General features: G+C 44.7%; 26 protein-coding genes. 18 read left to right on the top strand and 8 right to left on the bottom strand.

What is annotated here, in order from left to right; translation table 11 throughout:
* The first annotated feature begins 13 nt into the window (after positions 1-13).
* From rplX to rplQ, 17 genes are all read left to right on the top strand, one after another.
* Positions 14-337, top strand: coding sequence for a 50S ribosomal protein L24 (gene rplX, locus N2K84_RS08935; RefSeq protein WP_282591452.1), 324 nt, complete (start codon positions 14-16; stop codon positions 335-337).
* Complete coding sequence (gene rplE / locus N2K84_RS08930; RefSeq protein WP_282591451.1) at positions 337-894, top strand: 50S ribosomal protein L5; 558 nt, start codon at positions 337-339, stop codon at positions 892-894. Before rplX ends, rplE begins: the two co-directional genes overlap by 1 nt.
* A gap of 3 nt (positions 895-897) precedes the next feature.
* A complete protein-coding gene (gene rpsN, locus N2K84_RS08925) occupies positions 898-1,167 on the top strand; it encodes a 30S ribosomal protein S14 (protein ID WP_282591450.1) in 270 nt (89 codons plus the stop codon).
* 27 nt (positions 1,168-1,194) lie between these two features.
* On the top strand, positions 1,195-1,593 hold the full coding sequence (gene rpsH, locus N2K84_RS08920; protein WP_428221986.1) for a 30S ribosomal protein S8: 399 nt from the start codon (positions 1,195-1,197) through the stop codon (positions 1,591-1,593).
* A 15-nt stretch (positions 1,594-1,608) separates the two neighbouring features.
* Entirely contained in the window at positions 1,609-2,166 is a 558-nt protein-coding gene (gene rplF / locus N2K84_RS08915; protein ID WP_282591448.1) for a 50S ribosomal protein L6, read from the top strand.
* A gap of 15 nt (positions 2,167-2,181) precedes the next feature.
* Complete coding sequence (gene rplR / locus N2K84_RS08910; protein WP_282591447.1) at positions 2,182-2,538, top strand: 50S ribosomal protein L18; 357 nt, start codon at positions 2,182-2,184, stop codon at positions 2,536-2,538.
* 5 nt (positions 2,539-2,543) lie between these two features.
* Complete coding sequence (gene rpsE / locus N2K84_RS08905) at positions 2,544-3,059, top strand: 30S ribosomal protein S5 (RefSeq protein WP_282591446.1); 516 nt, start codon at positions 2,544-2,546, stop codon at positions 3,057-3,059.
* 5 nt (positions 3,060-3,064) lie between these two features.
* The gene (gene rpmD, locus N2K84_RS08900) at positions 3,065-3,244 is read left to right on the top strand and encodes a 50S ribosomal protein L30 (protein ID WP_282591445.1); all 180 of its coding nucleotides are present in this window, start codon (positions 3,065-3,067) and stop codon (positions 3,242-3,244) included.
* Positions 3,245-3,263: 19 nt separating this feature from the next.
* A complete protein-coding gene (rplO, locus tag N2K84_RS08895; protein WP_282591444.1) occupies positions 3,264-3,710 on the top strand; it encodes a 50S ribosomal protein L15 in 447 nt (148 codons plus the stop codon).
* Positions 3,711-3,714: 4 nt separating this feature from the next.
* On the top strand, positions 3,715-5,058 hold the full coding sequence (gene secY, locus N2K84_RS08890; protein WP_282591443.1) for a preprotein translocase subunit SecY: 1,344 nt from the start codon (positions 3,715-3,717) through the stop codon (positions 5,056-5,058).
* An 87-nt stretch (positions 5,059-5,145) separates the two neighbouring features.
* Positions 5,146-5,367: a translation initiation factor IF-1 gene (gene infA, locus N2K84_RS08885; RefSeq protein ID WP_282591442.1), complete on the top strand. Its 222-nt coding sequence runs from the start codon at positions 5,146-5,148 to the stop codon at positions 5,365-5,367.
* Positions 5,368-5,378: 11 nt separating this feature from the next.
* Entirely contained in the window at positions 5,379-5,495 is a 117-nt protein-coding gene (gene ykgO, locus N2K84_RS08880; protein ID WP_081782363.1) for a type B 50S ribosomal protein L36, read from the top strand.
* 27 nt (positions 5,496-5,522) lie between these two features.
* A complete protein-coding gene (gene rpsM, locus N2K84_RS08875) occupies positions 5,523-5,900 on the top strand; it encodes a 30S ribosomal protein S13 (RefSeq protein ID WP_282591441.1) in 378 nt (125 codons plus the stop codon).
* A 14-nt stretch (positions 5,901-5,914) separates the two neighbouring features.
* Positions 5,915-6,304 (top strand): 30S ribosomal protein S11, encoded by a 390-nt coding sequence (gene rpsK / locus N2K84_RS08870; RefSeq protein ID WP_282591440.1) that lies wholly within the window; start codon positions 5,915-5,917, stop codon positions 6,302-6,304.
* 20 nt (positions 6,305-6,324) lie between these two features.
* Positions 6,325-6,933: a 30S ribosomal protein S4 gene (gene rpsD / locus N2K84_RS08865; RefSeq protein WP_282591439.1), complete on the top strand. Its 609-nt coding sequence runs from the start codon at positions 6,325-6,327 to the stop codon at positions 6,931-6,933.
* Between the two features lie 19 nt (positions 6,934-6,952).
* Complete coding sequence (locus N2K84_RS08860; RefSeq protein WP_282591438.1) at positions 6,953-7,945, top strand: DNA-directed RNA polymerase subunit alpha; 993 nt, start codon at positions 6,953-6,955, stop codon at positions 7,943-7,945.
* A gap of 6 nt (positions 7,946-7,951) precedes the next feature.
* The gene (gene rplQ, locus N2K84_RS08855; RefSeq protein WP_428221985.1) at positions 7,952-8,473 is read left to right on the top strand and encodes a 50S ribosomal protein L17; all 522 of its coding nucleotides are present in this window, start codon (positions 7,952-7,954) and stop codon (positions 8,471-8,473) included.
* 88 nt (positions 8,474-8,561) lie between these two features.
* Here the strand turns inward: rplQ and N2K84_RS08850 are convergent, their stop codons facing one another.
* Positions 8,562-8,924, bottom strand: coding sequence for a response regulator (locus N2K84_RS08850; protein ID WP_282591437.1), 363 nt, complete (start codon positions 8,922-8,924; stop codon positions 8,562-8,564).
* Between the two features lie 137 nt (positions 8,925-9,061).
* Between N2K84_RS08850 and ettA the strand changes: the two genes are divergently transcribed.
* Positions 9,062-10,747: an energy-dependent translational throttle protein EttA gene (gene ettA, locus N2K84_RS08845; RefSeq protein ID WP_282591436.1), complete on the top strand. Its 1,686-nt coding sequence runs from the start codon at positions 9,062-9,064 to the stop codon at positions 10,745-10,747.
* A 444-nt stretch (positions 10,748-11,191) separates the two neighbouring features.
* Here the strand turns inward: ettA and N2K84_RS08840 are convergent, their stop codons facing one another.
* From N2K84_RS08840 to N2K84_RS08810, 7 genes are all read right to left on the bottom strand, one after another.
* Complete coding sequence (locus N2K84_RS08840) at positions 11,192-13,426, bottom strand: calcineurin-like phosphoesterase C-terminal domain-containing protein (protein ID WP_282591435.1); 2,235 nt, start codon at positions 13,424-13,426, stop codon at positions 11,192-11,194.
* A gap of 90 nt (positions 13,427-13,516) precedes the next feature.
* Positions 13,517-15,232 (bottom strand): calcineurin-like phosphoesterase C-terminal domain-containing protein, encoded by a 1,716-nt coding sequence (locus tag N2K84_RS08835; RefSeq protein ID WP_282591434.1) that lies wholly within the window; start codon positions 15,230-15,232, stop codon positions 13,517-13,519.
* Positions 15,233-15,246: 14 nt separating this feature from the next.
* Positions 15,247-16,470 (bottom strand): BACON domain-containing protein, encoded by a 1,224-nt coding sequence (locus N2K84_RS08830; protein ID WP_282591433.1) that lies wholly within the window; start codon positions 16,468-16,470, stop codon positions 15,247-15,249.
* Between the two features lie 20 nt (positions 16,471-16,490).
* Positions 16,491-18,047: a SusD/RagB family nutrient-binding outer membrane lipoprotein gene (locus tag N2K84_RS08825; RefSeq protein WP_282591432.1), complete on the bottom strand. Its 1,557-nt coding sequence runs from the start codon at positions 18,045-18,047 to the stop codon at positions 16,491-16,493.
* Between the two features lie 28 nt (positions 18,048-18,075).
* The gene (locus tag N2K84_RS08820; RefSeq protein ID WP_282591431.1) at positions 18,076-21,717 is read right to left on the bottom strand and encodes a SusC/RagA family TonB-linked outer membrane protein; all 3,642 of its coding nucleotides are present in this window, start codon (positions 21,715-21,717) and stop codon (positions 18,076-18,078) included.
* 116 nt (positions 21,718-21,833) lie between these two features.
* Positions 21,834-22,862 carry a FecR family protein gene (locus N2K84_RS08815; RefSeq protein WP_282591430.1) on the bottom strand — a complete coding sequence of 343 codons (1,029 nt, stop codon included), beginning with the start codon at positions 22,860-22,862 and terminating at the stop codon, positions 21,834-21,836.
* 192 nt (positions 22,863-23,054) lie between these two features.
* Positions 23,055-23,618 carry an RNA polymerase sigma factor gene (locus N2K84_RS08810; protein ID WP_282591429.1) on the bottom strand — a complete coding sequence of 188 codons (564 nt, stop codon included), beginning with the start codon at positions 23,616-23,618 and terminating at the stop codon, positions 23,055-23,057.
* Between the last annotated feature and the right edge of the window lie 156 nt (positions 23,619-23,774).

The raw sequence follows: 23,774 nt of genomic DNA, 5'->3' as shown, positions 1-23,774 counted from the left end.
TAAATAAAACGAAATGCAGAAGAAATTACATATCAAAAAAGGAGACACAGTTGTCGTACTTGCCGGTAATGACAATGGCCGTCAAGGAAAAGTCCTGGAAGTAATCCGTGACAAAGACAGAGCAATTGTGGAGGGCGTTAATATGGTAAAAAAACATACCAAACCCAATGCGGAAAGCCCGCAGGGAGGTATCGTTGAAAAGGAAGCGCCAATCCACATTTCCAACCTGATGCTGGTTGATCCCAAAACCGGAAAACCAACACGCATCGGTCGGAAACTCGGCGACAACGGTAAATTAGTACGTTATTCAAAAAAATCTGGAGAGGAGATTAAGTAATGGCTTATACACCAACACTTAAGAAGAAATATTCGGAAGAAGTCATTCCTGCGTTGATGAAGGAATTCGACTATAAATCTGTTATGCAGGTTCCGAAATTGAAAAAAATCGTCCTGAATCAGGGAGTTGGAGCTGCAATTGCCGACAAGAAAATCATTGAAGTCGCTACTGAAGAGATGACAATGATTGCCGGACAAAAGGCAGTCCAAACCAAATCAAAGAAGGACATTTCGAACTTTAAACTGAGGAAGAAAATGCCGATCGGCGTGCGTGTGACACTCCGTAAAGAGCGTATGTATGAATTCCTCGATCGTTTGATCAACGTTTCTTTGCCGCGTACCCGCGACTTCAAAGGAATCGAGAGCAAAATGGACGGTCAGGGCAACTACACGCTGGGGATCCCCGAGCAAATCATTTTTCCCGAAATCAACATCGACAAGGTTAACCGTATCAACGGTATGAACATTACTTTCGTAACTTCTGCTGAAACAGACGAAGAAGGCTACGCTTTGTTGAAAGAATTAGGTTTACCTTTTAAAAACGTAAAAAAGAACTAAGCTATGGCAAAAGAATCCATGAAAGCCCGCGAAGTAAAAAGGGCAGCACTTGTTGAAAAATACGCTGAAAAAAGGGCAGAACTTAAAGCAGAAGGTGACTATATCGGCTTGCAGAAACTACCCAAGAACTCTTCGAAGGTACGTATGCACAACCGTTGCAAATTAACAGGACGTCCGAAAGGTTACATCCGCCAGTTTGGCATTAGCAGGATCAACTTCCGCGAAATGGCATCGGCCGGATTAATCCCGGGGGTTAAAAAAGCTAGTTGGTAAATCTTTAATCGAAAAGTAATGAGCAAAATTACAGACCCAATAGCAGATTATTTGACACGCATCAGAAATGCCCAAAAAGCCAAACACCGCGTTGTCGATATTCCTGCGTCAAACATAAAAAAGGAAATAACCAAAATTCTGAAAGAAAAAGGTTACATCCTGAATTACAAATTCGAAGATGATGTAAACTATCAGGGCAGCATCAAAATTGCACTGAAATATCATCCCGAAACGAAAACTCCAGCCATCAAGTCAATCACCCGGGTAAGCAAGCCAGGTTTGAGACAGTACTGCGACAGCGAGAACATTCCTCGTGTATTAAACGGCTTGGGAATTGCAATTCTATCTACTTCAAAAGGTGTTATGACTGATAAAGAAGCTCAAACACAGGGAGTAGGTGGGGAAGTTTTATGTTACGTTTATTAATAAGGAGGAAAAACAATGTCAAGGATAGGTAAATTACCCATCGAAATTCCGGCCGGAGTTACTATTAATGTAAGCCCAGAAAACCTGGTTACAGTAAAAGGGAAACTCGGCGAACTTTCGCAACAGGTAGATCCCGAGATTGAAGTGGCTGTTGAAGGCAGTCAGGTTCTTGTTAAGCGGCCAACCGAGCAGAAAAGACACCGTGCCCTGCACGGACTTTACCGTTCGCTGATCCACAACATGGTTGTTGGGGTATCGCAAGGTTACGAAGTGAAACTGGAACTTGTCGGCGTTGGTTACCGGGCCGAAAACCAGGGACAATTGCTGGACCTCGTTTTAGGTTATTCTCACCACACATTTCTGGAACTTCCGCAAGAAGTGAAAGTTGAAGCCTTAACCGATAAACGTAGTAACCCAACCATTACTCTTAAAAGTTGCGATAAACAACTTATTGGTCAGGTTGCGGCAAAAATACGTTCATTCCGCGCTCCGGAGCCTTACAAAGGTAAAGGTGTGAAGTTCGCAGGTGAAGTGTTACGTCGCAAAGCCGGTAAATCTGCAGGTGCTAAATAGTAAAATTTTGAAACCATGGCTTTAACGAAACAAGAAAGAAGATATAGAATTAAAAAGAGAATCCGGAAAATCGTTTCCGGAACCGCTGAAAGACCACGCTTGAATGTCTTCAGAAGCAACAAACAAATTTATGCCCAACTGGTAAACGACCTGGAAGGCAAAACGTTGTTGGCCGTCTCTTCATTAGATAAAGAAATCAGCGCCGCTGAAGGCAACAAAACTGAAAAAGCTGGCCTGGTCGGTAAAGCATTAGCCCAAAAAGCTCTCGCTGCCGGTATTGCCAACGTAGTCTTCGACCGCAATGGTTATTTGTATCACGGTAGAGTAAAACAATTAGCTGATGCTGCCCGTGAAGGTGGCCTTAAATTTTAATGATTATGGCAGGAAATATCAAGAAAGTCAAAACGACAGACATTGAACTGAAGGACAGGTTAGTTGCTATTAACCGTGTCACCAAAGTAACCAAAGGGGGTAGAACATTCAGCTTTTCTGCAATCGTGGTTGTTGGTAACGAAGACGGCGTTGTAGGCTGGGGACTTGGCAAAGCAAGCGAAGTTACTGCCGCCATCGCCAAAGGCGTGGATGCCGCTAAAAAGAATCTGGTAAAAATCCCGATCAATAAAGGTACAATTCCTCACGAGCAAACTGCAAAATTTGGCGGAGCCAACGTATTCCTGAAACCTGCATCGCACGGTACAGGGGTAAAAGCAGGGGGTGCGATGCGCGCCGTGCTTGAAAGCGTTGGGGTACACGACATCCTGGCAAAATCAAAAGGATCGTCGAACCCGCACAACCTGGTGAAGGCTACTATGAATGCGTTGCTCGAAATGAGAGATGCCTATACTGTTGCCCAGCATAGAGGAGTTTCAATGGAAAAAGTTTTTAAAGGATAGGAACTATGGCTAAAATTAAAGTTACATTGGTAAAAAGCGTAATCGGTTCCGATAAGCGCCAGAAAGCAACAGTAGAAGCTCTGGGAATTAAAAAGATGAACCATACTGTTGAACACGAAGCCACTTCTCAAATTTTGGGGATGGTCAGCAAAGTGAAACATTTGGTGAAAGTTGAAGAAATTTAAAACTGTTAAGATTCACATTATGGAATTAAATAATCTTAAACCTGCAGCAGGATCCGTAAAACGGGTAAAGCGAATCGGTCGTGGTCAGGGCTCTGGACGTGGCGGCACTTCAACCCGTGGGCACAAGGGCGCTCAATCAAGATCGGGCTACAGCCGTACCCGCGGTTTCGAAGGTGGTCAAATGCCTTTGCAGCGCGTTGTACCTAAATTCGGGTTCAAAAACATAAACAGGGTAGAATATAAAGCCATCAACCTGAGCACTATTCAAACACTTGCCGAAAGCAAAAAGCTTTCAGCAGTCGATGTGAAAGCTTTGGTTGAGGCCGGTCTGGCTTCGAAAAACGACCGGGTGAAAATTTTGGGGGACGGTGCCTTAACACTTAAACTGGATGTTAAAGCACATGCTTTTTCCAAAAGCGCCAAAGAAGCCATCGAAAAATTAGAAGGAACCACTGAAATACTCTAACCTAATGAAAAAATTTATCGAAACCCTAAAGAATATCTATAAAATTGAGGATTTAAGAGCCCGTTTGGGGATTACCTTATTTTTTCTTTTGATTTATCGATTAGGATCGTATGTCGCCTTACCGGGGATTGATCCCGCACAATTGGGACAGTTGAAAGAACAAACTTCAGAGGGGTTGCTGGGGTTGCTTGACATGTTCTCGGGAGGTGCTTTTTCAAACGCATCCATTTTCGCTTTAGGGATTATGCCTTACATTTCTGCTTCTATTGTAATCCAGCTTATGGGAATAGCCGTCCCGTATTTTCAGCGGTTGCAAAAAGAAGGAGAATCAGGAAGAAGGAAAATCAACCAGATAACCCGTTATCTGACCGTGTTGATTTTATTGTTCCAGGCACCTGCGTACCTCGCCAATTTAACCTTTCAGTTACCAGCAGAAGCCTTTGCAGTTAGCGGCTGGATGTTCAAAGTAACATCAACAATTATTTTAACTGCCGGGTCGATGTTTGTAATGTGGTTGGGAGAGCGCATCACCGATAAAGGAATAGGTAATGGTATTTCGTTGATTATCATGATCGGTATTATTGCCCGTCTGCCTTTCTCTGTCTTCGCGGAATTTATTTCCCGGCTGGAGCAGCAAGGGGGAGGCATGGTCATGTTCCTGCTTGAGTTTGTTTTCCTGTTTCTCGTTTTCATGGGGAGCATCCTGCTGGTACAAGGTACTCGCCGGATCCCCGTTCAATATGCAAAACGGATTGTGGGCAACAAACAATACGGGGGCGTGCGTCAGTATATACCGTTGAAAGTTAATGCCGCCGGGGTAATGCCTATCATTTTTGCCCAGGCTATCATGTTTGTTCCAATTAGTCTTGCAGGATTTACCAGTTCCGAAAGTATGAGTGGTTTTGCTGCTGCAATGTCCAACCATACCGGATTTTGGTATAATTTCTCTCAGTTTGTATTGGTCGTTTTGTTTACGTATTTTTACACCGCCATTACTGTAAATCCGGTTCAAATGGCCGAAGACATGAAGAAGAACGGTGGGTTTATTCCCGGAGTAAAACCTGGAAAGAAAACTGTCGAATTTCTCGATACAGTCATGTCAAGGATCACGCTTCCAGGATCAATTTTTCTGGGCATTGTGACCATATTACCGGCATTTGCGATGATGGCCGGAATCAACACCCAGTTCGCCTACTTTTTTGGCGGTACTTCCCTGTTGATTTTGGTTGGTGTAGTACTAGACACTCTGCAGCAAATTGAGAGCCATTTGCTAATGCGCCATTATGATGGTCTGATGAAATCGGGTCGGATTAAAGGACGTACCGGAGGTGGTGCTGCCATGTACTAATTTTTGATCTTTAATGCTCTTTATTTGAGATAACACATGCCGGTGTGGGAAACCATGCCGGCAGTATAAATAGAAAAGAAAGAACATATGGCAAAACAGCCTTCTATCGAACAAGACGGAGCAATCATCGAAGCCCTATCAAATGCGATGTTCAGGGTAGAACTTGAAAACGGGCATGTGATTACGGCACACATCTCTGGTAAAATGCGTATGCATTATATCAAAATCTTGCCCGGCGATAAGGTTAAAGTGGAAATGTCTCCCTACGACCTGACCAAAGGACGGATTACTTTTAGATATAAAAATTAAAGTACGAAATAATGAAAGTAAGAGTATCCATTAAGAAACGCAGCGCCGACTGCAAAATAGTACGCAGAAAAGGCCGTTTGTACGTGATCAATAAAAAGAATCCAAAGTTCAAACAGCGTCAAGGATAATTAATTAACTTTGTAAAATTTTTTTTTATGGCTCGTATTGTTGGAGTTGACATTCCTAATAATAAAAGAGGAGAAGTAGCACTGACTTATGTTTACGGTATTGGCCGGAACCGTGCGAAATACATCCTCGAAACAGCTGGCGTTGACGTAAATACGAAAGTGCAAGATTGGAATGATGACCAATTTGCTGCTATTCGTAAAGTAATCGGCGATAATTTTAAAGTTGAAGGTGAACTTCGATCTGAAAACCAGTTGAACATTAAGCGTTTGATGGACATCGGTTGCTACCGGGGTATCCGTCACCGTATTGGCCTTCCTGTTCGTGGGCAAAGTACAAAAAACAATGCCCGTACACGTAAAGGAAAGAAGAAAACTGTAGCGAATAAGAAAAAAGCCACTAAATAATTGATTGGTAAGTTATGGCAAAAAAAACTGGATCGACTAAGAAAAGAGTTGTTATCGTTGAAGCTACCGGCCAGGCGCATATTCATTCCTCATTCAATAATATCATTATCTCATTGACCAACAACAACGGGGAAGTAATTTCCTGGTCATCTGCTGGTAAAAAGGGATTTAGAGGATCAAAGAAAAATACGCCTTATGCAGCCCAGGTAGCTTCCGAAGAATGTGCAAAAACTGCATATGACTTGGGACTAAGAAAAGTAAAAGTCTTTGTTAAAGGCCCCGGAAACGGACGCGAATCTGCTATTCGAGCTATTAACAGCGTGGGCATTCAGGTAAACGAGATTGTTGATGTGACCCCGCTGCCACACAACGGTTGCCGCCCAGCAAAAAGAAGACGTGTTTAATCTTTTAATTTGGTAGAATAATGGCTAGATATAGAGGACCAAAATCAAAAATCGCGCGAAAATTTGGTGAACCAATTTTCGGACCGGACAAAGTACTGGAAAAGAAAAATTACCCTCCCGGTTTTCACGGGTTGGCAAGTCGCAGACGTAAAAAATCAGAATACGGGCTGCAGTTAAAGGAAAAACAAAAAGCAAAATATACTTACGGTGTGCTGGAAAGACAGTTTGCAAATCTGTTCCACAAAGCATCAGCATCGAAAGGTATTACCGGTGAAGTGTTACTGCAATTGCTTGAATCAAGGTTGGATAACGTAGTGTTCCGTCTTGGTCTGGCTCGCTCAAGAGCTGGTGCCCGTCAGTTGGTTACACACAAACACATCATGGTGAACGGCGAAATTGTGAATATTCCTTCGTATCAACTCCGCCCGGGCGACCAGGTTGGCGTTCGCGAAAAATCCAAATCACTGGAAGTTGTTGCCGGTGCGTTAACTTCACATCGCCACAACAAATACGCTTGGTTGGAATGGGATGGCGCTCAGATGACCGGAAAATTCCTGAATCGCCCTGAACGGGAAGAAATTCCTGAAAACATTAAAGAACAACTGATCGTAGAGTTGTATTCTAAATAATAAATTACTCAGTATTATTATGGCAATATTAGCGTTCCAAAAACCTGACAAAGTAATAATGGTAGAATCCGATGACAAGTTCGGCAAGTTCGAATTTCGTCCGTTGGAGCCTGGTTATGGTATTACTATTGGTAATGCCCTGCGTCGAATCCTGTTATCATCTTTGGAGGGCTATGCAATCACAACTGTTAAAATTGAAGGCGTAGATCACGAATTTGCAACCGTTAAGGGCGTGATGGAAGACGTTACCGAAATCATCCTGAACCTGAAACAAATCCGTTTCAAACGCGAAGTTGAAGATTTTGACAGCGAAAAAGTTTCTATCACGATTACCGGACAGGAAAAATTTACGGCTGGCGACATCAACAAGTTCATGACTGGTTTCCGGGTATTGAATCCTGAGCTGGTTATTTGCCGCATGGAAGCTGACGTTAAATTGCAAATGGAAATAACCATTAACAAAGGACGTGGCTATGTCCCCAGCGCTGAAAATAAGCCGGTAGATGCTGAGTTTGGAATTATTCCGATCGATTCAATCTTCACGCCTATCAGAAATGTGAAGTATGCAGTTGAGAACTATCGTGTGGAGCAAAAAACAGACTATGAGAAATTGGTCGTTGAAATCAAAACCGATGGTTCGATTCATCCAAAAGATGCGTTAAAAGAAGCTGCCAAGATCCTGATTTACCATTTCATGCTGTTCTCTGACGAAAAAATTACCTTGGATTCGGACGAGAAATTTGCCAATGAAGAGTTTGACGAAGAAGTGCTGCACATGCGCCAGCTTCTGAAAACAAAACTGGTGGACATGGATCTGTCGGTACGCGCATTGAACTGCCTGAAAGCTGCTGATGTGGAAACCTTGGGCGAATTGGTTACCTATAACCGCAATGATTTGCTTAAATTCCGCAACTTCGGTAAAAAGTCGTTGACCGAATTGGATGACCTGCTCAACGCGATGAATTTGACTTTCGGAATGGATATTAGTAAGTATAAATTAGACAAGGAATAAGCACAAATGAGACACAATAAAAAAATCAACCATCTGGGAAGAAAAAGTGCTCATCGTAAGGCGATGTTGTCCAATATGGCCAATTCGTTGATCCTTCACAAACGGATCAGCACAACAACGGCCAAAGCCAAAGCACTGAAGATGTATGTTGAACCGCTTATTACAAAAGCAAAAGATGATACCACACATTCACGTCGTACTGTTTTTAGCTACCTGAAGAGCAAAACTGCTGTAGCAGAGTTGTTTCGCGATGTGGCTGAGAAAGTTGCGGATCGTCCGGGAGGCTATACCCGCATCCTGAAAACGGGTAACCGCTTAGGCGACGATGCCGAAATGTGCATCATCGAGCTAGTTGACTTCAACGAAAATATGTTGGTGGCTAAAGAAACAAAAACTAAGTCACGTCGTTCACGTCGTGCTGGTGCTAAAAAGGAAACAACTGCTACTACTGCTCCTGTAGCAAAAGAAGAAGTTGTTGAAGCACCAAAGGCTGAAACGCCCGAGGCTGATGAACCCAAAGCTGAATAAGCAGATTCACTCTTTATAAGAAAAAAGCTGGCCTAAAGGTCAGCTTTTTTTCATTGTTATGATTGGAAAGGAAAAAACAGGAACACACTCATTTGGCATAGCAGGCCACTTTTTCCTGCAATGTGGCTGCCCGTACCGGTTTTACCAGGTAGTCGTTCGCGCCGTATTGCAGGCAACGGGTTCGGTCGTTTTCCATGTTGCTGGTGGTAAATACCATGATTGGCGTCATTTGTCCGCGCTCAACTTCAAGCTGGCGGATTCGCAAAGTAGCTTCTGCGCCATCCATAATGGGCATCCACAAATCCATGATAATTAAATCATACTTGTTTTCAGAAACTTTCATGACTGCCTCTTCCCCGTCATTCGCAGTGTCAATCACATGGGCATTTCGAAGCGAGTATTGAACAAACTTCTGGTTGATTGGGTTATCATCGACAACTAGAATTTTCAAGGCTGTTTCTTTTAGTTTTTATTTGCTACTAAATGTAGCCATATTCATTTCAAAAATCAGTTACTTTTGCTAACCGAAATTTCCGTTTCGATAGTTCGTTTACAACTTTTGGTTTTAAAGCAATTAATTTATCATTTATGAGCGACGATAAGAAGATTATTTTCTCGATGTACCGGGTTAGTAAAACATACCCTCCTCAGAAGCAAGTTTTAAAAGACATCTCACTTTCATTCTTCCTTGGTGCCAAAATCGGCATTATCGGGTTGAACGGTTCCGGTAAATCAACTCTGCTGAAGATAATAGCCGGTTTGGAGAAATCGTACCAGGGAGAAGTGGTTTTTTCACCTGGCTATACCGTGGGATATCTGGAACAGGAACCACATCTTGATCCAACCAAAACGGTTAAGGAAATTGTTGAAGAAGGCGTACAAGAAGTGGTTGATGTATTGAAAGCTTATGAAGAAGTAAACTTGAAGTTTGCCGATCCGGACGTGTTGGAGGATCCTGACAAAATGGATGCCTTGATGAACGAGCAGGCCAGGCTTCAGGAGAAAATTGACCAATACGATGCCTGGAATCTGGATACTAAACTGGAACGGGCAATGGATGCACTACGCTGTCCTCCGGGCGAGCAGTTGGTTAGCGAGCTATCAGGCGGAGAACAGCGTCGCGTGGCCATGTGCCGTTTGTTGTTGAAAGAACCGGATGTGCTTTTACTCGATGAGCCGACCAACCACTTGGATGCCGAGTCGGTGCAATGGCTCGAAATGCACTTGCAACAATACAAAGGAACGGTAATCTGCATTACACACGACCGCTATTTTCTTGATAATGTGGCCGGTTGGATTTTGGAACTGGATAGGGGAGAAGGCATTCCCTGGAAAGGAAACTATTCCTCGTGGCTGGAACAGAAATCGAAGCGATTGGCGATGGAAGAAAAGCAGGTTTCGAAACGCCGGAAAACTCTGGAACGTGAGCTGGAATGGATTCGCATGGCTCCCAAGGCCCGCCATGCCAAAGCTAAAGCTCGTTTGAATGCGTACGATCAGCTGATGAACGAAGATGTCAAGCAAAAGGAAGAAAAGCTGGAAATCTTCATTCCCAATGGTCCTCGCTTGGGTGAAAAAGTGATTGAAGCACATGGCGTTGCCAAAGGTTTTGGAGATCGCCTCCTGTTTGAAGACCTGGAATTTGTGTTGCCACCCAACGGTATTGTGGGGGTAATCGGGCCAAACGGCGCCGGTAAAACCACTTTGTTCAAGTTAATTATGAAGCAACTTCAACCCGATACCGGAACGTTTGAGGTTGGCGAAACCGTCAAGTTGGCTTACGTCGATCAGTCGCACGCGGCTATCGATCCCACTAAAACGGTTTACCAGGTTGTTTCCGGAGGCAACGACCTGATCGCTATGGGAGGACGCCAGATAAATGCCCGGGCCTATGTGTCGCGCTTCAATTTTACCGGTTCCGATCAGGAGAAGAAATGCGGCATCCTATCGGGTGGGGAACGAAATCGCCTGCACCTGGCCATGGCGCTGAAAGAAGAAGGCAACGTGCTGCTGCTCGACGAACCGACCAACGACATTGATGTGAACACCTTGCGTGCGCTGGAAGAAGGCCTGGAAGATTTTGCTGGTTGCGCCGTGGTTATCTCGCACGACCGTTGGTTCCTCGACCGGATTGCGACTCACATTCTTGCCTTTGAGGGCGAATCACGCGTATATTTCTTTGAAGGAAGTTACTCTGAATACGAGGAAAACAAGAAGAAACGTCTGGGTGATGAAGGTCCACATCGCATCAAGTATAAAAAGCTGGTGAAGTAACCGAATAAGATATCCTGAAGAATGGCTGTAGTTTTACGGCCATTTTTTTTTCGATCCGATTGATGCGCCTGCCCCTGACAGCCTCTTCTTCTTTTCTCCTGATTCCCTGGTTTTCCCGTTCGATATCAATCAGCTCAGGCAGGAAATGATGGACCACTTTCGGCAATTCTTTCTGGAAGATTCATCTGCCTTTCAGTGGGAAGAGATACCTCGTGACGGCAGTAATAAGCTATTTTAATCGTTGGATGATTGGAGGAGTTTGCAGGGGGAGCGTGGTGTTCGCTGGATAAAGTTCAGGTATTCAGGTTTTTACGATAAGTTCAGTTCTTATTGGAAAGCAAAACCGGGATTTCAAAGTCTTGAAGGTAAAGATCCCGAAATTCCCGGTTCGTAGCTAAATAAACAAATTGGTAATCGACGATGTCTGTAGGTTTGAATCTTTGTTTAATACCCTCGCGTGATGCTTAATACCCGGTTCGGATAGTTGCTGATGATGCCATCAACCTGCAAGTCGATGATTCTTTGGATATCGGGCTCTTCATCTATCGTCCATGGAACCACTTTTATTCCTAAATCCAGGCAAGTTTTCATCAGAGATGAGCTTACTAAGGTGAAATGAGGACTGTACACTTCTGGGATGAAATTCAGTTTGGCCAGATTTTGCTCCAGTGTTTCTACATTATCTACCAAATAGGACAGACGTACTTCGGGATATTGATCGTACAGGTAATTCAATGTTCGTGTGTCGAAACTTTGTACCAGCAAGCGGTCGCCCAGTTTTTTGCGTTGCAGCACTTCCATGGCTTTGTCGGTAAATGATTTATATTCCGGGATTAGCTTCTGAAGTTCGAGGTTTTCATCCGATTTGATTTCAATATTATACTGAACCGGTCCGAGATTGTTGTTTGAAGCATAGTTTTCTACCGAATCAATCAAGGCTGAAAGCAGGGGAATGTAGGTTTTCAATTTTTGTTGTTCCGGGTACTTGGCGTAGTAACTCGAACCAGTATTGTATTGTGCAATATCAGCGTAATTCATCCGGTAGAAGACTAATTCTTTCGCTTCTGTTTCGGTTAACGGTGTACCATCGGGTTTTTTTGTATAAGCTGAGTTAAAGTATGCGTCATGCGCCACAATTACCTGGTTGTCTTCGGTAATACGAAGGTCGAGTTCGAGGGTGTTGACTCCCATTTCTATAGCGTTGAGCATGGCCTCGGTGGTGTTTTCCGGCATTAATCCGGTTCCGCCACGATGGGCCTGTACCTCAATTGAACGGAGTTCTAGCTCCTGTTCATAGCTGTTTCCGAAGCGGTCAGTAGCTATCACTTTTACTTTTTTTGCCTTTAATGATGGATAAGCTGCGAAATAGAAGAAAGACTTGGTACTTTGTTTATAAGCTGGAACTTCTTTTTTGCTCTTCCTGCTTCGTTGCTGGAGGTAACGTAAATATTCCGGATCGTAGGCTGTAACCTGTTTCATCTCTCCTTTAGCCTTTCCATCTTCAAACCATTCTACTTTCCATTTGTGGTCCCAGTTCCATATCTTGGCAATTACAGCGTTTGGGTAATTCGTTAGGTTACCTTTGTCGAAAAGCACGAGTTGGTAGTTACGGTCTTTACCAACCGACTTGTAGTACCAACTCAGTTGTTCTGTTGTCCCTTCAAAAACCTGATATCCATTGGGAGTGCCGTCCCGGCAGGTTTCGGCTGTCCACCAGGTACCACAGATAGCTCCGATGTTGTGCTCCATCACTTCTGGTGCCACTTCAGTATTTGAGTTCAGGTGGGTATGCCCGGAAATGAAACTCAGTTGGTAGTCTTTGCAAATGTCCAACAGCTTTTGTCCGTGCGGGATCATCTTGTTCTTTTGTATGTTTTTGAACGGAGCATGCATGGCAATAATCAGTTTCGAACCTTTTGGCACATATTGCATGTAATTTTTAACCCATTCCAACTGTTCATTGGTCAGGTCCTCGTCGTAGCTTTTATTGCCTTTGTAAACGATGTTGTCTAATACGAGGTAATAATGATTACCCAGGTTGAAACCATAATAGGTTGGGCCAAACTGCCGGCGGTAGACTTCAGCGCCCGCATAATCATCAGTCGCATTTAAATCGTGGTCGTGGTTGCCGATTACCGGGTAAAACGGGATATTCAAACCAGCCATGGCTTGCTTGAAATTAACAAACAGTTCCAGCTCGTCCCAGGCAATGTCGCCCAAGGCAATGCCAACTGTGTTTGTTTGCCTGGCCTGATAGGCGGCAATACTGGCCCTCAGATCGGGTACAGATTGGCGTTCGAAACGTGCAAACTGCTCCAACGTTTTGGTTTGGGGGTCGGCAATTGCCAACAGTGCATAATTGTCAGCGTTAAACGTAAGTTTTTCGAGGTTAAAATTGAAATTTGATCCGGAATCTTTCAAAGACCTGTAGAACTGAGGCGTTCCGCTTTTAAAAGGCGCTGTATAGCCTGATGGCGCGAAAATGTACACAAAGTCGGCTGTTTCGGAAACGTCGAGATGAAATGTGCCATCTGTGTCGGTTTGGGTAAAATGGGTTCCATCGGTCACAATCACGCCGGATAATTTTTTGTTTCCTGATTGGACCTGTCCGCTGATCTCGCGGGCCCAAAGCTGGGTTTGGATGATCAGTAGTGCTGTTATTAATAAATATTTAAACATGGTTTATTGTTTTTGTTGTTTCTAACATACGAACTCAGTTGAGCGTTAAATGCATCATCCTGTTACTTTTCGGTTACAGATTTCTTAGGCTTAATGCATGGCCAAAGAAAAGGCTTTTGGCCGTTCCATCGTTTCTGTATAAATTCGACCAAATCGGTCGGTAACCTTTATTTCCAGGGGTGAATCGGGGGCCGAAGCCTTTACTTTAAACAAGTGGGCTGTTTCGTTTGTCACAAAAGAGCTGGTTGGCGTGGCCCCGGCGTTCAATCGCAGTGCTTCATACGAAATGATGTGCAACGGGTCGAGGGTTTTCACACGGATAACATCGAGAAGATTACCGCTTTCGCGAACTTCAATTTTCCACTTATTATCGAATCCCCAAACATTAATCAAAACTTCATTGTTCAGGTTCTCATAGGCGTAAGGCCCGGCATATTGAGCCAATGTCGCGTTACTGGCGTTTGGGGCAAAATTGGCTGCTGTAATGTGAACGGTGTTTAAATCGTACGAGCGAAATTGGTAACTTTTGTCGTAGCCAATACTTTTGTAATACCACTGCTGTTGGGAGCCGTTTATCTCCCAAACACCATACCCACCAGGACTTCCGTCGCGGCAAATGTGGTTGCCTGCGTAACCGTTTTTGCCGGTCCACCACCAGGTAGCGCAAATGGCTGCCGTGTTATGTTCCATCAGTCCTTCTTCTTCGTCCACAGAATAATTCATGTGCGTATGTCCGCTAAGCACATGAACATTGGAAAATTCTTTCAGGCAATCAATTAATGTACTGCCGTTGTTCAAGGCAAGTTTGTTGGTTTGGTTTCCGTTTACGTCAATCGAGGGATTGCTGTACAAGGGCGTATGCATGGCAACAACAATAGGCGTGCTCTTATCCGTAATCGTTGCCAAATCCTTTTTCAACCATTCCAGCTGATCTGCTACAACCACATCCTTATAGTTACGTTCTCCAATGTTTCCTTGCGAAGCACCCGTGTTTAGGTATTCAACGCTGTCCAGAACGACATAGTGTATTCTTCCCAAGTTGAAGGAATAGTAAGTTGGTCCGATGAAGTTGCGGTATTTGCTTGCGGCCTGCCAGTCGTTGGCGAAATATGGGTCGTTGTCGTGATTCCCGATTAAGTTGAAAACCGGACAGTTCAGCTTGTTCATGTAGGAGATGTATTCTTTCAGACCGAAGTTGTTATCGTACCAATACAAATCCCAGGTCAGGTCACCCAGGGTTAGCGCATACACTTTAATGCCCTTTGCCAAATAGGTGTCGATGGTGGCATTCAGATCCGGTAAAACGTTGGCAAGGAACTGCTCCAGATCATTATTCCGGTTGGCCAGGTGCCAGTCGGCTATCGGAATTACCACGTGGTTGTTGTTATCCGTTTCAATGAGCGAGAAGTCTTTTTGTTCGACAGCACTCGACTGGCTCAACCGTTGGAAAAATTGTGGGGCGTTGCCAACGCTGGGCACTTCGTAGTTGCCCGGAACCGAGATAAACACATAGCCGGTTTGTTTTAGAGAAGGGAGATAGTATCCCCCTTCCTGATCGGTGACCGTCACTTCAAATCCATCAGAAACAACCACGCCGGAAACGCCAATACCTTTGCAGGATACAATCCCTTTGACAGTCATGCCTTCCTTATCGGGCAACGTAGTGGTCATGTCATCTGGCTCTATTTCTGTTCCCGGACTATCTTTGCTACAACTGTTGAACAGGATCCCTATGGCTGGTAATCCGATTAATGCAGAAAAACCTATTCCACCTGTCTGGATAAATTTTCGTCGAGATTGTTTCATCGTACAAGTGAATCTTATTCTATAATTTCAATTTTGATATCATCCAGGAAAATCCGGTTCTTACCTTTGCCAACACCTTTCAGGTAATAATCGCCGCCCAAAAACTTAATTTGGGTGTTGGAAGTGGCTCCGAAAATGGTGAATGTGCGTTCGGTAACCGGGTCGGCCCATATGGCAGTGCATTCCGGGTCGGTAGCATAGTCGGGCCAGTTGTCAATGGTAAATGCATCCTGGCTCAAGATTCCCGGCCCGATCAGGGAGATGTTCAGGATGTTGTCGTCTTGTGTTCCGGCTGCCGTCATGTAAGGCACAGCTTTGAAGGTCACTTTTAGTGTTTGTGTTCCGTCAAAATTCAAATCCGGTGTTATCAGGTCCCCGCCATAACCGGTTTTGCCCAATTTTGCAAATCCTTGACGGGCATAAACTAAAGGAGTGTTGCCACTGCCTTCGGTGGTATTCACGGTACTGGTCCAACCTTGGTTTTGTTCTGCTGAAGTCCAGTTGTCATAACGGGTTTCGCCAGTAGTTGTGTAGAAAATTGCGCTACCATAGGACAGCCAGCTGAAATTTTCATCCAACAAAACAGAACCCGGTGCCTGAGTCAGGGTGATGCTTTGGCTGACTTCAGGGAAGTTGATGGCAGTTATTGTGAGTATAGTTGTGCGGGCGGCGTTTTGATTGACCTCGGCAGAGAGAATAATTTGTGAGTTGGTGACCGACATTATGCTCAGCCAATCAACTTGTTCCAGAACGTACTCCCACTCGGTATTAGCACTGATGTTTACGGTAATTTGTCCACCATCGGCAAGTACCGTGAGGCCTTTGTCTGCATCCTGAATGGCGACATAGGGCACACTTGCTGCTTGCTCAACCGGGAAGACGGATTGTTGCAGCCCGTCAACCAGAATGGCAAAGTTCACCGAGCGGGTTTCGAAGCTATGGTTTGCATCAACTTCCAAGGTGAAAATTCCGTCCTCTTTTCCTTCGGCAGGCAGGGCCCGGATCCAGTCTGCCTCTTCTTGTTCAACCAGTTGCCAGGGGCGGTTGGATCGAACAGTATAACTTTGTTTTTTGGCTGATGCTTCCACCTTCAAGCTTGTTGGGTTGCTTTCTATGCTGAAATAGGTCGCATCTTCGTTGTTTTCGTCTTCCTGACAAGCAGTAAACATGCTGATAAACAGGATGCATGCAGTTATCAGCCTGAGGCTGAATTGAAATGTAATATGTGTTGTTTTCATTATCTAGTGATTATTGAAGCTTAGTTTTGATTAATTGCTTGTTTACTCCACCATAGCGGTGTTTTCATATCGTTGGGGCCACCCATGTTGGCGAGTGCTGCATTGGCATGTTCGCTGTTGGTGGCCATGGTAACACTCGGGTAAGCAAAACGAGTTGGCAGAATGTGGTCGTTCAGGGTTCCGGCGCCAATGGTCAGTTCGGGGTAACCGGTCCGGCGATATTCGTGCCAGGCTTCGAATCCAATCCAAAACAAAGCGACATGCTTTTGGTTGGCGATCAGTTCTGTTAAATTTGAGACACTTGAATTGGCGTCAAATTGAACTCCCTGGAATTGTAAAAAGGCAGTAATTTGTGCTTCGCTGATTGTTGTTGGTGTTACACTGAATGTGCCCAGTTCCGACCACTTCTGCATGCTGGCGGTGATTCCGGCTTCGTAATGCATTTTTGAAGTGGCAGTTCCTCCGCTGATCATGCCTTTCAGCGCAGCTTCGGCCAGGATAAAACGGACTTCAGCATAATCCATAAACGTATAGGTAGCATTGTCGCGGCAAAAAACTTCAAAATTCAGCAGCGAAGCTCCTGAGTTGGAACTGCTTGTTTCTTCGATTGTTCCCCCCGAGACAGCTCCTTTCCAGCTGTTTGACGAATTGTTGGTTTTTCCGATAATCGGCAATCGTGGATCAACCAGGGTTTCATTGCTGGTGTTGGTCAATACCATCATATTAATGGTTTGTTCCGCCAGGTGACGTCCCGCAGTTGTAAAGTTGCTTTCCGTGGTTGATCCAAAGTAATTCACATAGGGGGATTCGCCTGTGAATTTTACCGTGGCGTTATCCGCATTCGAAGTAAAAACCGGGTATTGGTCGGGGTTGTTTGCGATTGTCTGGATTTTTGACGCTGAATTCATTTCGCTTCTTCCACTCACACGCATCAACAGGCGCAGGTACAACGAGTTGTTGAATTTGCGCCATTTTAATATATCCCCTTCGTACATTTTATCCCGACCGGGTTCCGTCAGATTTTTTGCTTCGGCATACAGCGTATTGGCCTGTTCCAGTTCGGTAAACATTTGCTCGTATACTTCCTTTTGGCTGTCGAACTTCGGTTTTACATTACCGGTGCTTCTTGCCTGAAAAGCTTCGGAATAGGGGATGTCTCCAAAAATATCGGTTTGATTAGAGAGGTACAGAACTTTCCAAGTCAGAGCGATGGCTTTCAGGGCTGCATTGTTTTCCTGTTCTGCCAGTTCGTACATGTGCATGGCATTGTTGGCATAGTCGGCATTGAAGTTCCACCAGTTACTGAAGTTCCCGTCGCTGATAAAGTAACGGTGTTCTTCGCGGGTTGTTCCGCCCGAGAATACGGTAAATTGCATCAGCTCATTGTTCCAGAACCAGGTGCGTTCGAGCCACTGATTGGCGCCATCGTACAACAAAGGTTCAAACATGCCAATGGCCTGAATCTGGCCAACGGTCAACTGGTTGGGATTGGTATTGATTTCCTCGAAGTCGGCAGTACAAGCCTGAAATAGCATTGCCACCGATAGTATTGTTGTTATGAATTTTGTCGTTTTCATATTTTTATTTTTTCAATTGTCAGCTTGTTTAAAATGTTAGTTTGGTACTTATTCCGTATGTTCTGGTCAATGGCATCGACATCGTCTCAATACCCCGGTAGATAGACGATCCATTCAGTGCGCCGGTTTCCGGGTCAAACTGTGGAAAATCGGTCCAGGTGAAAACATTGGTCGCAAAAACACTCAGGCTGGCTCCCTGCAGAAAACCTGTTTTTTTACACAGATCAGCCGGAAGGCTGTAGTTTAACCTAACCTCTTTCAGTTTCAGGAATGAAGTATCGAAGGTGTTGTTGCGGGTGTTGTCGCGAACCCAAACATATTTGTTGTAATAAGTGATAATATCTTTGGTAATTGTTTCGTTGGCCTGGTAGGTGATGTTGCCGCTTCCGTCGTCAATGGCATTCACCCCCGGATGTACCAGCCCGTCGTAACGTCCTTCCAGCGAGTTTTTCAGTTTACCCTGGTAGCTCAGGGCGAAGTTGGTAACCGAGAAGGTGTTGCCACCCCATTGAGCCGAGAAAGTCAGGTTCAGGCTGAGATTTTTGTAGGCGAAGGTTTGGGTCATCCCCGCACGCCAATCCGGATTGACATTCCCGATGCGGGTTTCTGGAGATGAGTCCAAAATGGGGTAACCTGTGGCAGGATCAACCAGGGCCATTCCCGAGGCATCCTGAGTTTTTCCATTATCATCGATGTAGGTTGATCCTTTGGGGGCACGCTGATAATCTTTCCCGTAAATCACATGCATGGATTCGCCCACATACGAATAAATATAAGTGCGCCCGCCGATGGTTGTTCCCACATTGGTTTGAAGCGGTTGGGAAGGATCCCAGTCGTTGCTTAGCGAAACCAGCTTATTCCAGTTACGCGACCAGTTCACGTTGAACGACCAGTTGAAGCCGTTTCTATTACGGAAAGGAACAAATCCGGCTGCAACTTCGATTCCTCGGTTCCGAATTTCGCCAACGTTGATTTTCATGGCCGACGCCCCCGACATCCGGTCGGTGGTTGAATTTACGATCTGGTCGGTGGTTGAGGTATTGTAAGCCGTTAAATCCAGGTTGATACGGTTGTTGAAGAAACGTCCTTCCAATCCCAATTCGGTACTTTCCACGTTTTCAGGTTTTATATTGGGGTCGGGTAGTGTTGTCTGCAATTTGTAACTTCCTGAATAATATGTGGTTGAATAGTATTGGTCCAAAGCGTATGGGCTTGTATCATTACCCACATTTGCCCACGATGCCCTCAGCTTCAGTAAATTAATGGCCCTGCTTGACGCAGAAAGCCCCATCATTTTATTCAGCAAAATACTTGCGCTTACCGATGGGTAGAAGTAAGAGTTGTTTTGCGAAGAAAGAGTACTCGACCAGTCGTTCCGTCCGGTAATGTCCAGAAAATAAGTGTCGTTCCAACTGAATTGGGCAAAACCATACAAGCTGTTTACTTCCTTCACTTTACGGGTTGCTTTGATGGTAGGCAGGAAACCGCTGGCCGGGTTACTTACAGAGTAAAAATTGTCAACATCCAGCCGTTCCAGCGAAATGGTGTTTACGCCTGATTTGTAGTTCATGTTGTTTCCCCCAAAAGCGAAAGTCATGCCCAATCGTTTATCCAATGCTTTTTGTTCGTACTGGAGCAAAAAGTCGTTGTTGATTTCGTATTGGCGGATGGTTTGTTCTCGGTAAAAACCATAAATGTTGTCGCTGGCAAGTTTTGGCTTTTGCTGTGTTCTGAATTCGACATTCAAATCCAGACCGGAGCGGACATCAAAAGTCAATCCCTTTGCAAGAGTGAATTTCACTCCGATGTTTCCGAAAACACGGTCTTTGTCTTGTTTGTTCAGCTCCTCGTACAAGGTGCGGTATGGGTTGTAGGTATTGTTGCTCGGGAAGACCAGGCTTTGTCCGTTTGTTCCTGCTGCATCATAGTTTTCCCGGTTGAAACGTCCGTTTTCGTACTCGGCTTTCCATGCTTTATTGATGTCGTTTACGTTTTGCCCCCAAACCAACTGGTACATCACCGAAGATTCGTCGTAACCGCTCATTGGCATGTTGTCGCTGTCTTTGCGGTAATAGTTCACCTTCGACTGAATTTTGATATTCGGGTTCACTTCCTGACTGAGGGTAAGGGCAATGTTTTGTTTGGTAAATCCGGTGTTGGGCAGAATCCAGTCGTTCCGGCTATCGGTAACTGAAAGACGAACGCTGGTTCCTTTTCCTGAATTTCCACTAATTGTTACGGTATTGTCCCAAGTGACACCAGTGCGAAAAATGCCGGTGTACCAATTGTCGGCATATTGCCAGGGAAGAGGGGTATATTCGTTGGTTTCCCAGTTTTTAGAAGCATAAAGGTAACGTTTCTCATTGGGGTTGAACTTCTCGCCGAAAGCATAGCGGCTGTAGTTTCTTGAGACTGCCACACCATCCGGAGTTTGGTCGGCAGTGAGTGTCCAGAAAGAGTAAGGTTTGCTGTACCCGTTTCCGGCGCCGTATTCTGTTTGGAAATCCGGCCAATAGCCGGCTTGCTCCAGTGAAACGGTTGAGTGGACAGATACCCCCAGGCCTTTGTCGGTGCGTCCGGATTTTGTGGTGATGATGATGGCGCCGTTGGCTGCACGCGAACCGTAAAGAGCAGTAGCCGCGGGGCCTTTCAGTACCGATACCGATTCGATATCCTCCGGGTTAATGTCTGAAGCGCCGTTGCCGTAGTCCACCGGAGAGTCGGCATTGGCGTAGTTGGTTCCGGTAGCAGTGGCCGTAGTACCGCTGTTGATGGGTACGCCGTCAACAACAAACAGTGCTTCGTTATTGTCGTAGTTCAGCGATTGGTCGCCGCGCAGGGTCACACGCATCGATCCGCCGGGACCAGTGCCTGCCTGATCGAATACCAAACCGGCAACTTTCCCCGATAGGCCGTTTAACCAGTTTGTCGAAGTTGTTTGGCTGATATCTTCATTGTTGAGTTTTGAAACTGAATAACCAAGCGATTTTTCTGCACGGGTTAATCCAAGTGCTGTAACTACCACTTCGTTGATTGCCAGGTTTTCTTCTTGCAGGATAACGTCGATCCGGTGAAGTCCTGCAATGTTTACTTCCTGCTGCTTCATCCCAATAAACGAAAAGACCAGTGTTTGTTCATTGTTGGGTACTTCCAAACTAAATGTCCCGTCAATATCGGTTATTGTACCACGGGTACTTCCCCTGATGATGACCGAAACACCGGGTAAGGCGCCACCTTCTTCATCGGTTACCTTTCCCGTAATCTGTCTAGTGGGTTGTTGGATTCCGACGGTCTCCTTTATTTGGAGTGCTGATTCACCTTCCTTCACAAAAATAGTATTGTCGATTTGGCGGAAATTCAGGTTGTAATCGTTGGCTACTTCTTTCAGGATGTCAACCACAGGGCGGTTTTTAAAGTCCAGCGAACTTTTTTGACCGGCATCGAGGATGTGCGCATCGAAGACAAACACAAAATCGGTTTGGGCTTCGATGGTCGAAAATATTTCCTCCAGCCCGGCCTCTTCCAGCCCAATGGAAATTTTTACCTGGTCAATGCTCTGACTTTTAGTTTGATGGGCATTGACAAGCTGCAGTGTGATTAACTGCAACAAAAAGATGTAAAACATCTGTTTTGAGGCAAACATGAATTGTTTTAAAAGTTTAACTTTCATAATTTTGTAATACTTATTGGATTAAAAAAACAACTTTTGTTTTGCCCGCATTGGTGTGGAAGCTTATGCGGGCTTTTTCTTTTAGGTGTTTGGTTTATTCTCAATTTCTTTTCTTTTCACTCATAGGCATTTTTTGGGGGCATATCTGTTTCTTTTTTGATCAATATCGTGTTTTCGTTTTGCCAGGCATAACTTAGGTTGTACATATAACTCAGTCCGTCGAGGATGGTATAGAGTTTTTTGTCCTTATAACTTCCTTTTATGTGAATCTTTTCGTCCCTGGGAACTTCGAGCCGAATAGAAACTTGGTACCAGCGTTCGAGCATGTTTGCCACTTCCTGCAAATCATCGTTATTAAAGCGGATGATACCTTCGGTCCATGCCAGGTAATGGCGGGCATCCACTTCTTGTCTGGTAAACCTGTTCTCGTTTTTATTGTAGCTGGCTTGTTCATTGGGGAGAAGCATAATTTCACCAATCATGTCTTCCTGCATATTTTCTACCTTCACTTTGCCGGTTGCAACAGTAACGGTGATATTTTGATCGTTAAATGCTTTTATGTTGAAGGATGTGCCCAGTACGGTGGTGGTGATGTTGGCTGAGCTAACGATAAACGGGCGCAGCGAATCTTTGGTTACCTCGAAAAAGGCTTCGCCGATGAGGTTGATATCGCGGCTGTGTCCGGTAAATTTTTCGGGGTAACAAATGGTACTGCCTGCATTTAGGTGCGCCACCGAAGCATCGGGCAGCGTGATACGCAATTGCTCGCCTGGGCTCGAAGTTTTGGTAATCAGCTTGATGTTTTCGGTTATGACGTTTTCAGGTTGAACTTTTACAAACCGGTGAAAGGCAATGGAGCCAATTGTCACTAAAATGATGACTATGGCTGCAATGCGTGTTGCATAATGATGCCAGTTTATTTGTCGTTTTCTGGTGGTTGCCTGGTTGATTCGCATCAGAGCTTTGGTGTCATCAAATTTCAGGTCTCTGGACATCGGGGTTTCCCAGAGTTTTTTGATTTCGATGAATAAGTCGAAATTTTCAGGTTTAGCCAGTAACCATTGACTGAAAAAATCTTTTTCCTCAGGGGTGGCCTCACCGTTTAGCTGACGCAGGATTATTCGTATCTTTTCTTTCTTGGGCATTTCAAGTTGTTTCCCCTTTAGACGCAGTGGAACGAATGTACCCGAATAAGATCCGGTTACGATAGGATTAGAAAATGATTAAAAAACGGAGGAATCAGTTATTTTAAAAACTGGTAAGCCCTTTGGTCATGCCAATTGTATCCTGCGGGATGTCGAATTATTATGCCGGTGAATATTGTTAATCGTTAGTTGTCAGCGTGTTTGTGTAATCTCAGCCAACTCGCGATGCAGAATTTTTAGGGCTGAAGTGATATTTTTTTCAACGGCGGCAACTGATATTTTCATGATGTCGGCCACCTCATTATATGTTAACCCATCGAATCGGTGTAGTTTAAAGGCCAGTTTTGCCCGAGGTGGTAACTTTTGGAAAGCTTGAACGAATTCGATATTCAGCTCATTTTCGATGTAAATTGCTTCGGGGGTGCGGTCTTTTTTATCCGAGAAATCAAATCCATCTTCCAACGGATGTGTAAGCGGCTTCTTTTTCCTCAGATGCGAAATTGCTTGATTTTTTACGGCTTGGTACAAGTATGCCCGTATGCCGGTATGGATCTGAAGGCGTTTACGGTTTTCCCACAGATTGATGAATACATTGGCTGTAAGCTCTTCAATAACTTCGTTTTCAGGAATAAAGCAAAATGCGAATCGGCAAAGTTGCTGGTAATACTTATTGAACAGCATTGTCAGGGCTTGTGGATCCCCCGATTTTAGTTGCTCGAATATGGCTCGATCTGAATTTTTTTCTTTTAGAAACATGGCGAGGCAAAGCTAAAGCCCGAATGTTTCTTAAAGTTTAATCGGGGAAAAATTATTGGTTTTGTAATAAGCCAGGCTAACAAGTTACCTTCAGGGGAGTTGGCCCATCCGGGAGTTGCTTTGGGATTAACTAAATCTTATCTTTGTATGAAAACC

The organism is Gaoshiqia sediminis (assembly GCF_025907915.1).
GTDB classification, from domain to species: domain Bacteria; phylum Bacteroidota; class Bacteroidia; order Bacteroidales; family Prolixibacteraceae; genus Gaoshiqia; species Gaoshiqia sediminis.
Note: the sequence above shows the minus strand (reverse complement) of the source record. Positions and strands in the feature narration are given on the sequence as shown.

Excerpts from the sequence above, each read along its gene's own strand:
- rplX (WP_282591452.1), top strand. The coding sequence starts at position 14 with ATGCAGAAGAAATTACATATCAAAAAAGGAGACACAGTTGTCGTACTT.
- rplE (WP_282591451.1), top strand. The coding sequence starts at position 337 with ATGGCTTATACACCAACACTTAAGAAGAAATATTCGGAAGAAGTCATT.
- rpsN (WP_282591450.1), top strand. The coding sequence starts at position 898 with ATGGCAAAAGAATCCATGAAAGCCCGCGAAGTAAAAAGGGCAGCACTT.
- rplF (WP_282591448.1), top strand. The coding sequence starts at position 1,609 with ATGTCAAGGATAGGTAAATTACCCATCGAAATTCCGGCCGGAGTTACT.
- rplR (WP_282591447.1), top strand. The coding sequence starts at position 2,182 with ATGGCTTTAACGAAACAAGAAAGAAGATATAGAATTAAAAAGAGAATC.
- rpsE (WP_282591446.1), top strand. The coding sequence starts at position 2,544 with ATGGCAGGAAATATCAAGAAAGTCAAAACGACAGACATTGAACTGAAG.
- rpmD (WP_282591445.1), top strand. The coding sequence starts at position 3,065 with ATGGCTAAAATTAAAGTTACATTGGTAAAAAGCGTAATCGGTTCCGAT.
- rplO (WP_282591444.1), top strand. The coding sequence starts at position 3,264 with ATGGAATTAAATAATCTTAAACCTGCAGCAGGATCCGTAAAACGGGTA.
- secY (WP_282591443.1), top strand. The coding sequence starts at position 3,715 with ATGAAAAAATTTATCGAAACCCTAAAGAATATCTATAAAATTGAGGAT.
- infA (WP_282591442.1), top strand. The coding sequence starts at position 5,146 with ATGGCAAAACAGCCTTCTATCGAACAAGACGGAGCAATCATCGAAGCC.
- ykgO (WP_081782363.1), top strand. The coding sequence starts at position 5,379 with ATGAAAGTAAGAGTATCCATTAAGAAACGCAGCGCCGACTGCAAAATA.
- rpsM (WP_282591441.1), top strand. The coding sequence starts at position 5,523 with ATGGCTCGTATTGTTGGAGTTGACATTCCTAATAATAAAAGAGGAGAA.
- rpsK (WP_282591440.1), top strand. The coding sequence starts at position 5,915 with ATGGCAAAAAAAACTGGATCGACTAAGAAAAGAGTTGTTATCGTTGAA.
- rpsD (WP_282591439.1), top strand. The coding sequence starts at position 6,325 with ATGGCTAGATATAGAGGACCAAAATCAAAAATCGCGCGAAAATTTGGT.
- N2K84_RS08860 (WP_282591438.1), top strand. The coding sequence starts at position 6,953 with ATGGCAATATTAGCGTTCCAAAAACCTGACAAAGTAATAATGGTAGAA.
- rplQ (WP_428221985.1), top strand. The coding sequence starts at position 7,952 with ATGAGACACAATAAAAAAATCAACCATCTGGGAAGAAAAAGTGCTCAT.
- ettA (WP_282591436.1), top strand. The coding sequence starts at position 9,062 with ATGAGCGACGATAAGAAGATTATTTTCTCGATGTACCGGGTTAGTAAA.
- N2K84_RS08840 (WP_282591435.1), bottom strand. The coding sequence starts at position 13,426 with ATGTTTAAATATTTATTAATAACAGCACTACTGATCATCCAAACCCAG.
- N2K84_RS08835 (WP_282591434.1), bottom strand. The coding sequence starts at position 15,232 with ATGAAACAATCTCGACGAAAATTTATCCAGACAGGTGGAATAGGTTTT.
- N2K84_RS08830 (WP_282591433.1), bottom strand. The coding sequence starts at position 16,470 with ATGAAAACAACACATATTACATTTCAATTCAGCCTCAGGCTGATAACT.
- N2K84_RS08825 (WP_282591432.1), bottom strand. The coding sequence starts at position 18,047 with ATGAAAACGACAAAATTCATAACAACAATACTATCGGTGGCAATGCTA.
- N2K84_RS08820 (WP_282591431.1), bottom strand. The coding sequence starts at position 21,717 with ATGAAAGTTAAACTTTTAAAACAATTCATGTTTGCCTCAAAACAGATG.
- N2K84_RS08815 (WP_282591430.1), bottom strand. The coding sequence starts at position 22,862 with ATGCCCAAGAAAGAAAAGATACGAATAATCCTGCGTCAGCTAAACGGT.
- N2K84_RS08810 (WP_282591429.1), bottom strand. The coding sequence starts at position 23,618 with ATGTTTCTAAAAGAAAAAAATTCAGATCGAGCCATATTCGAGCAACTA.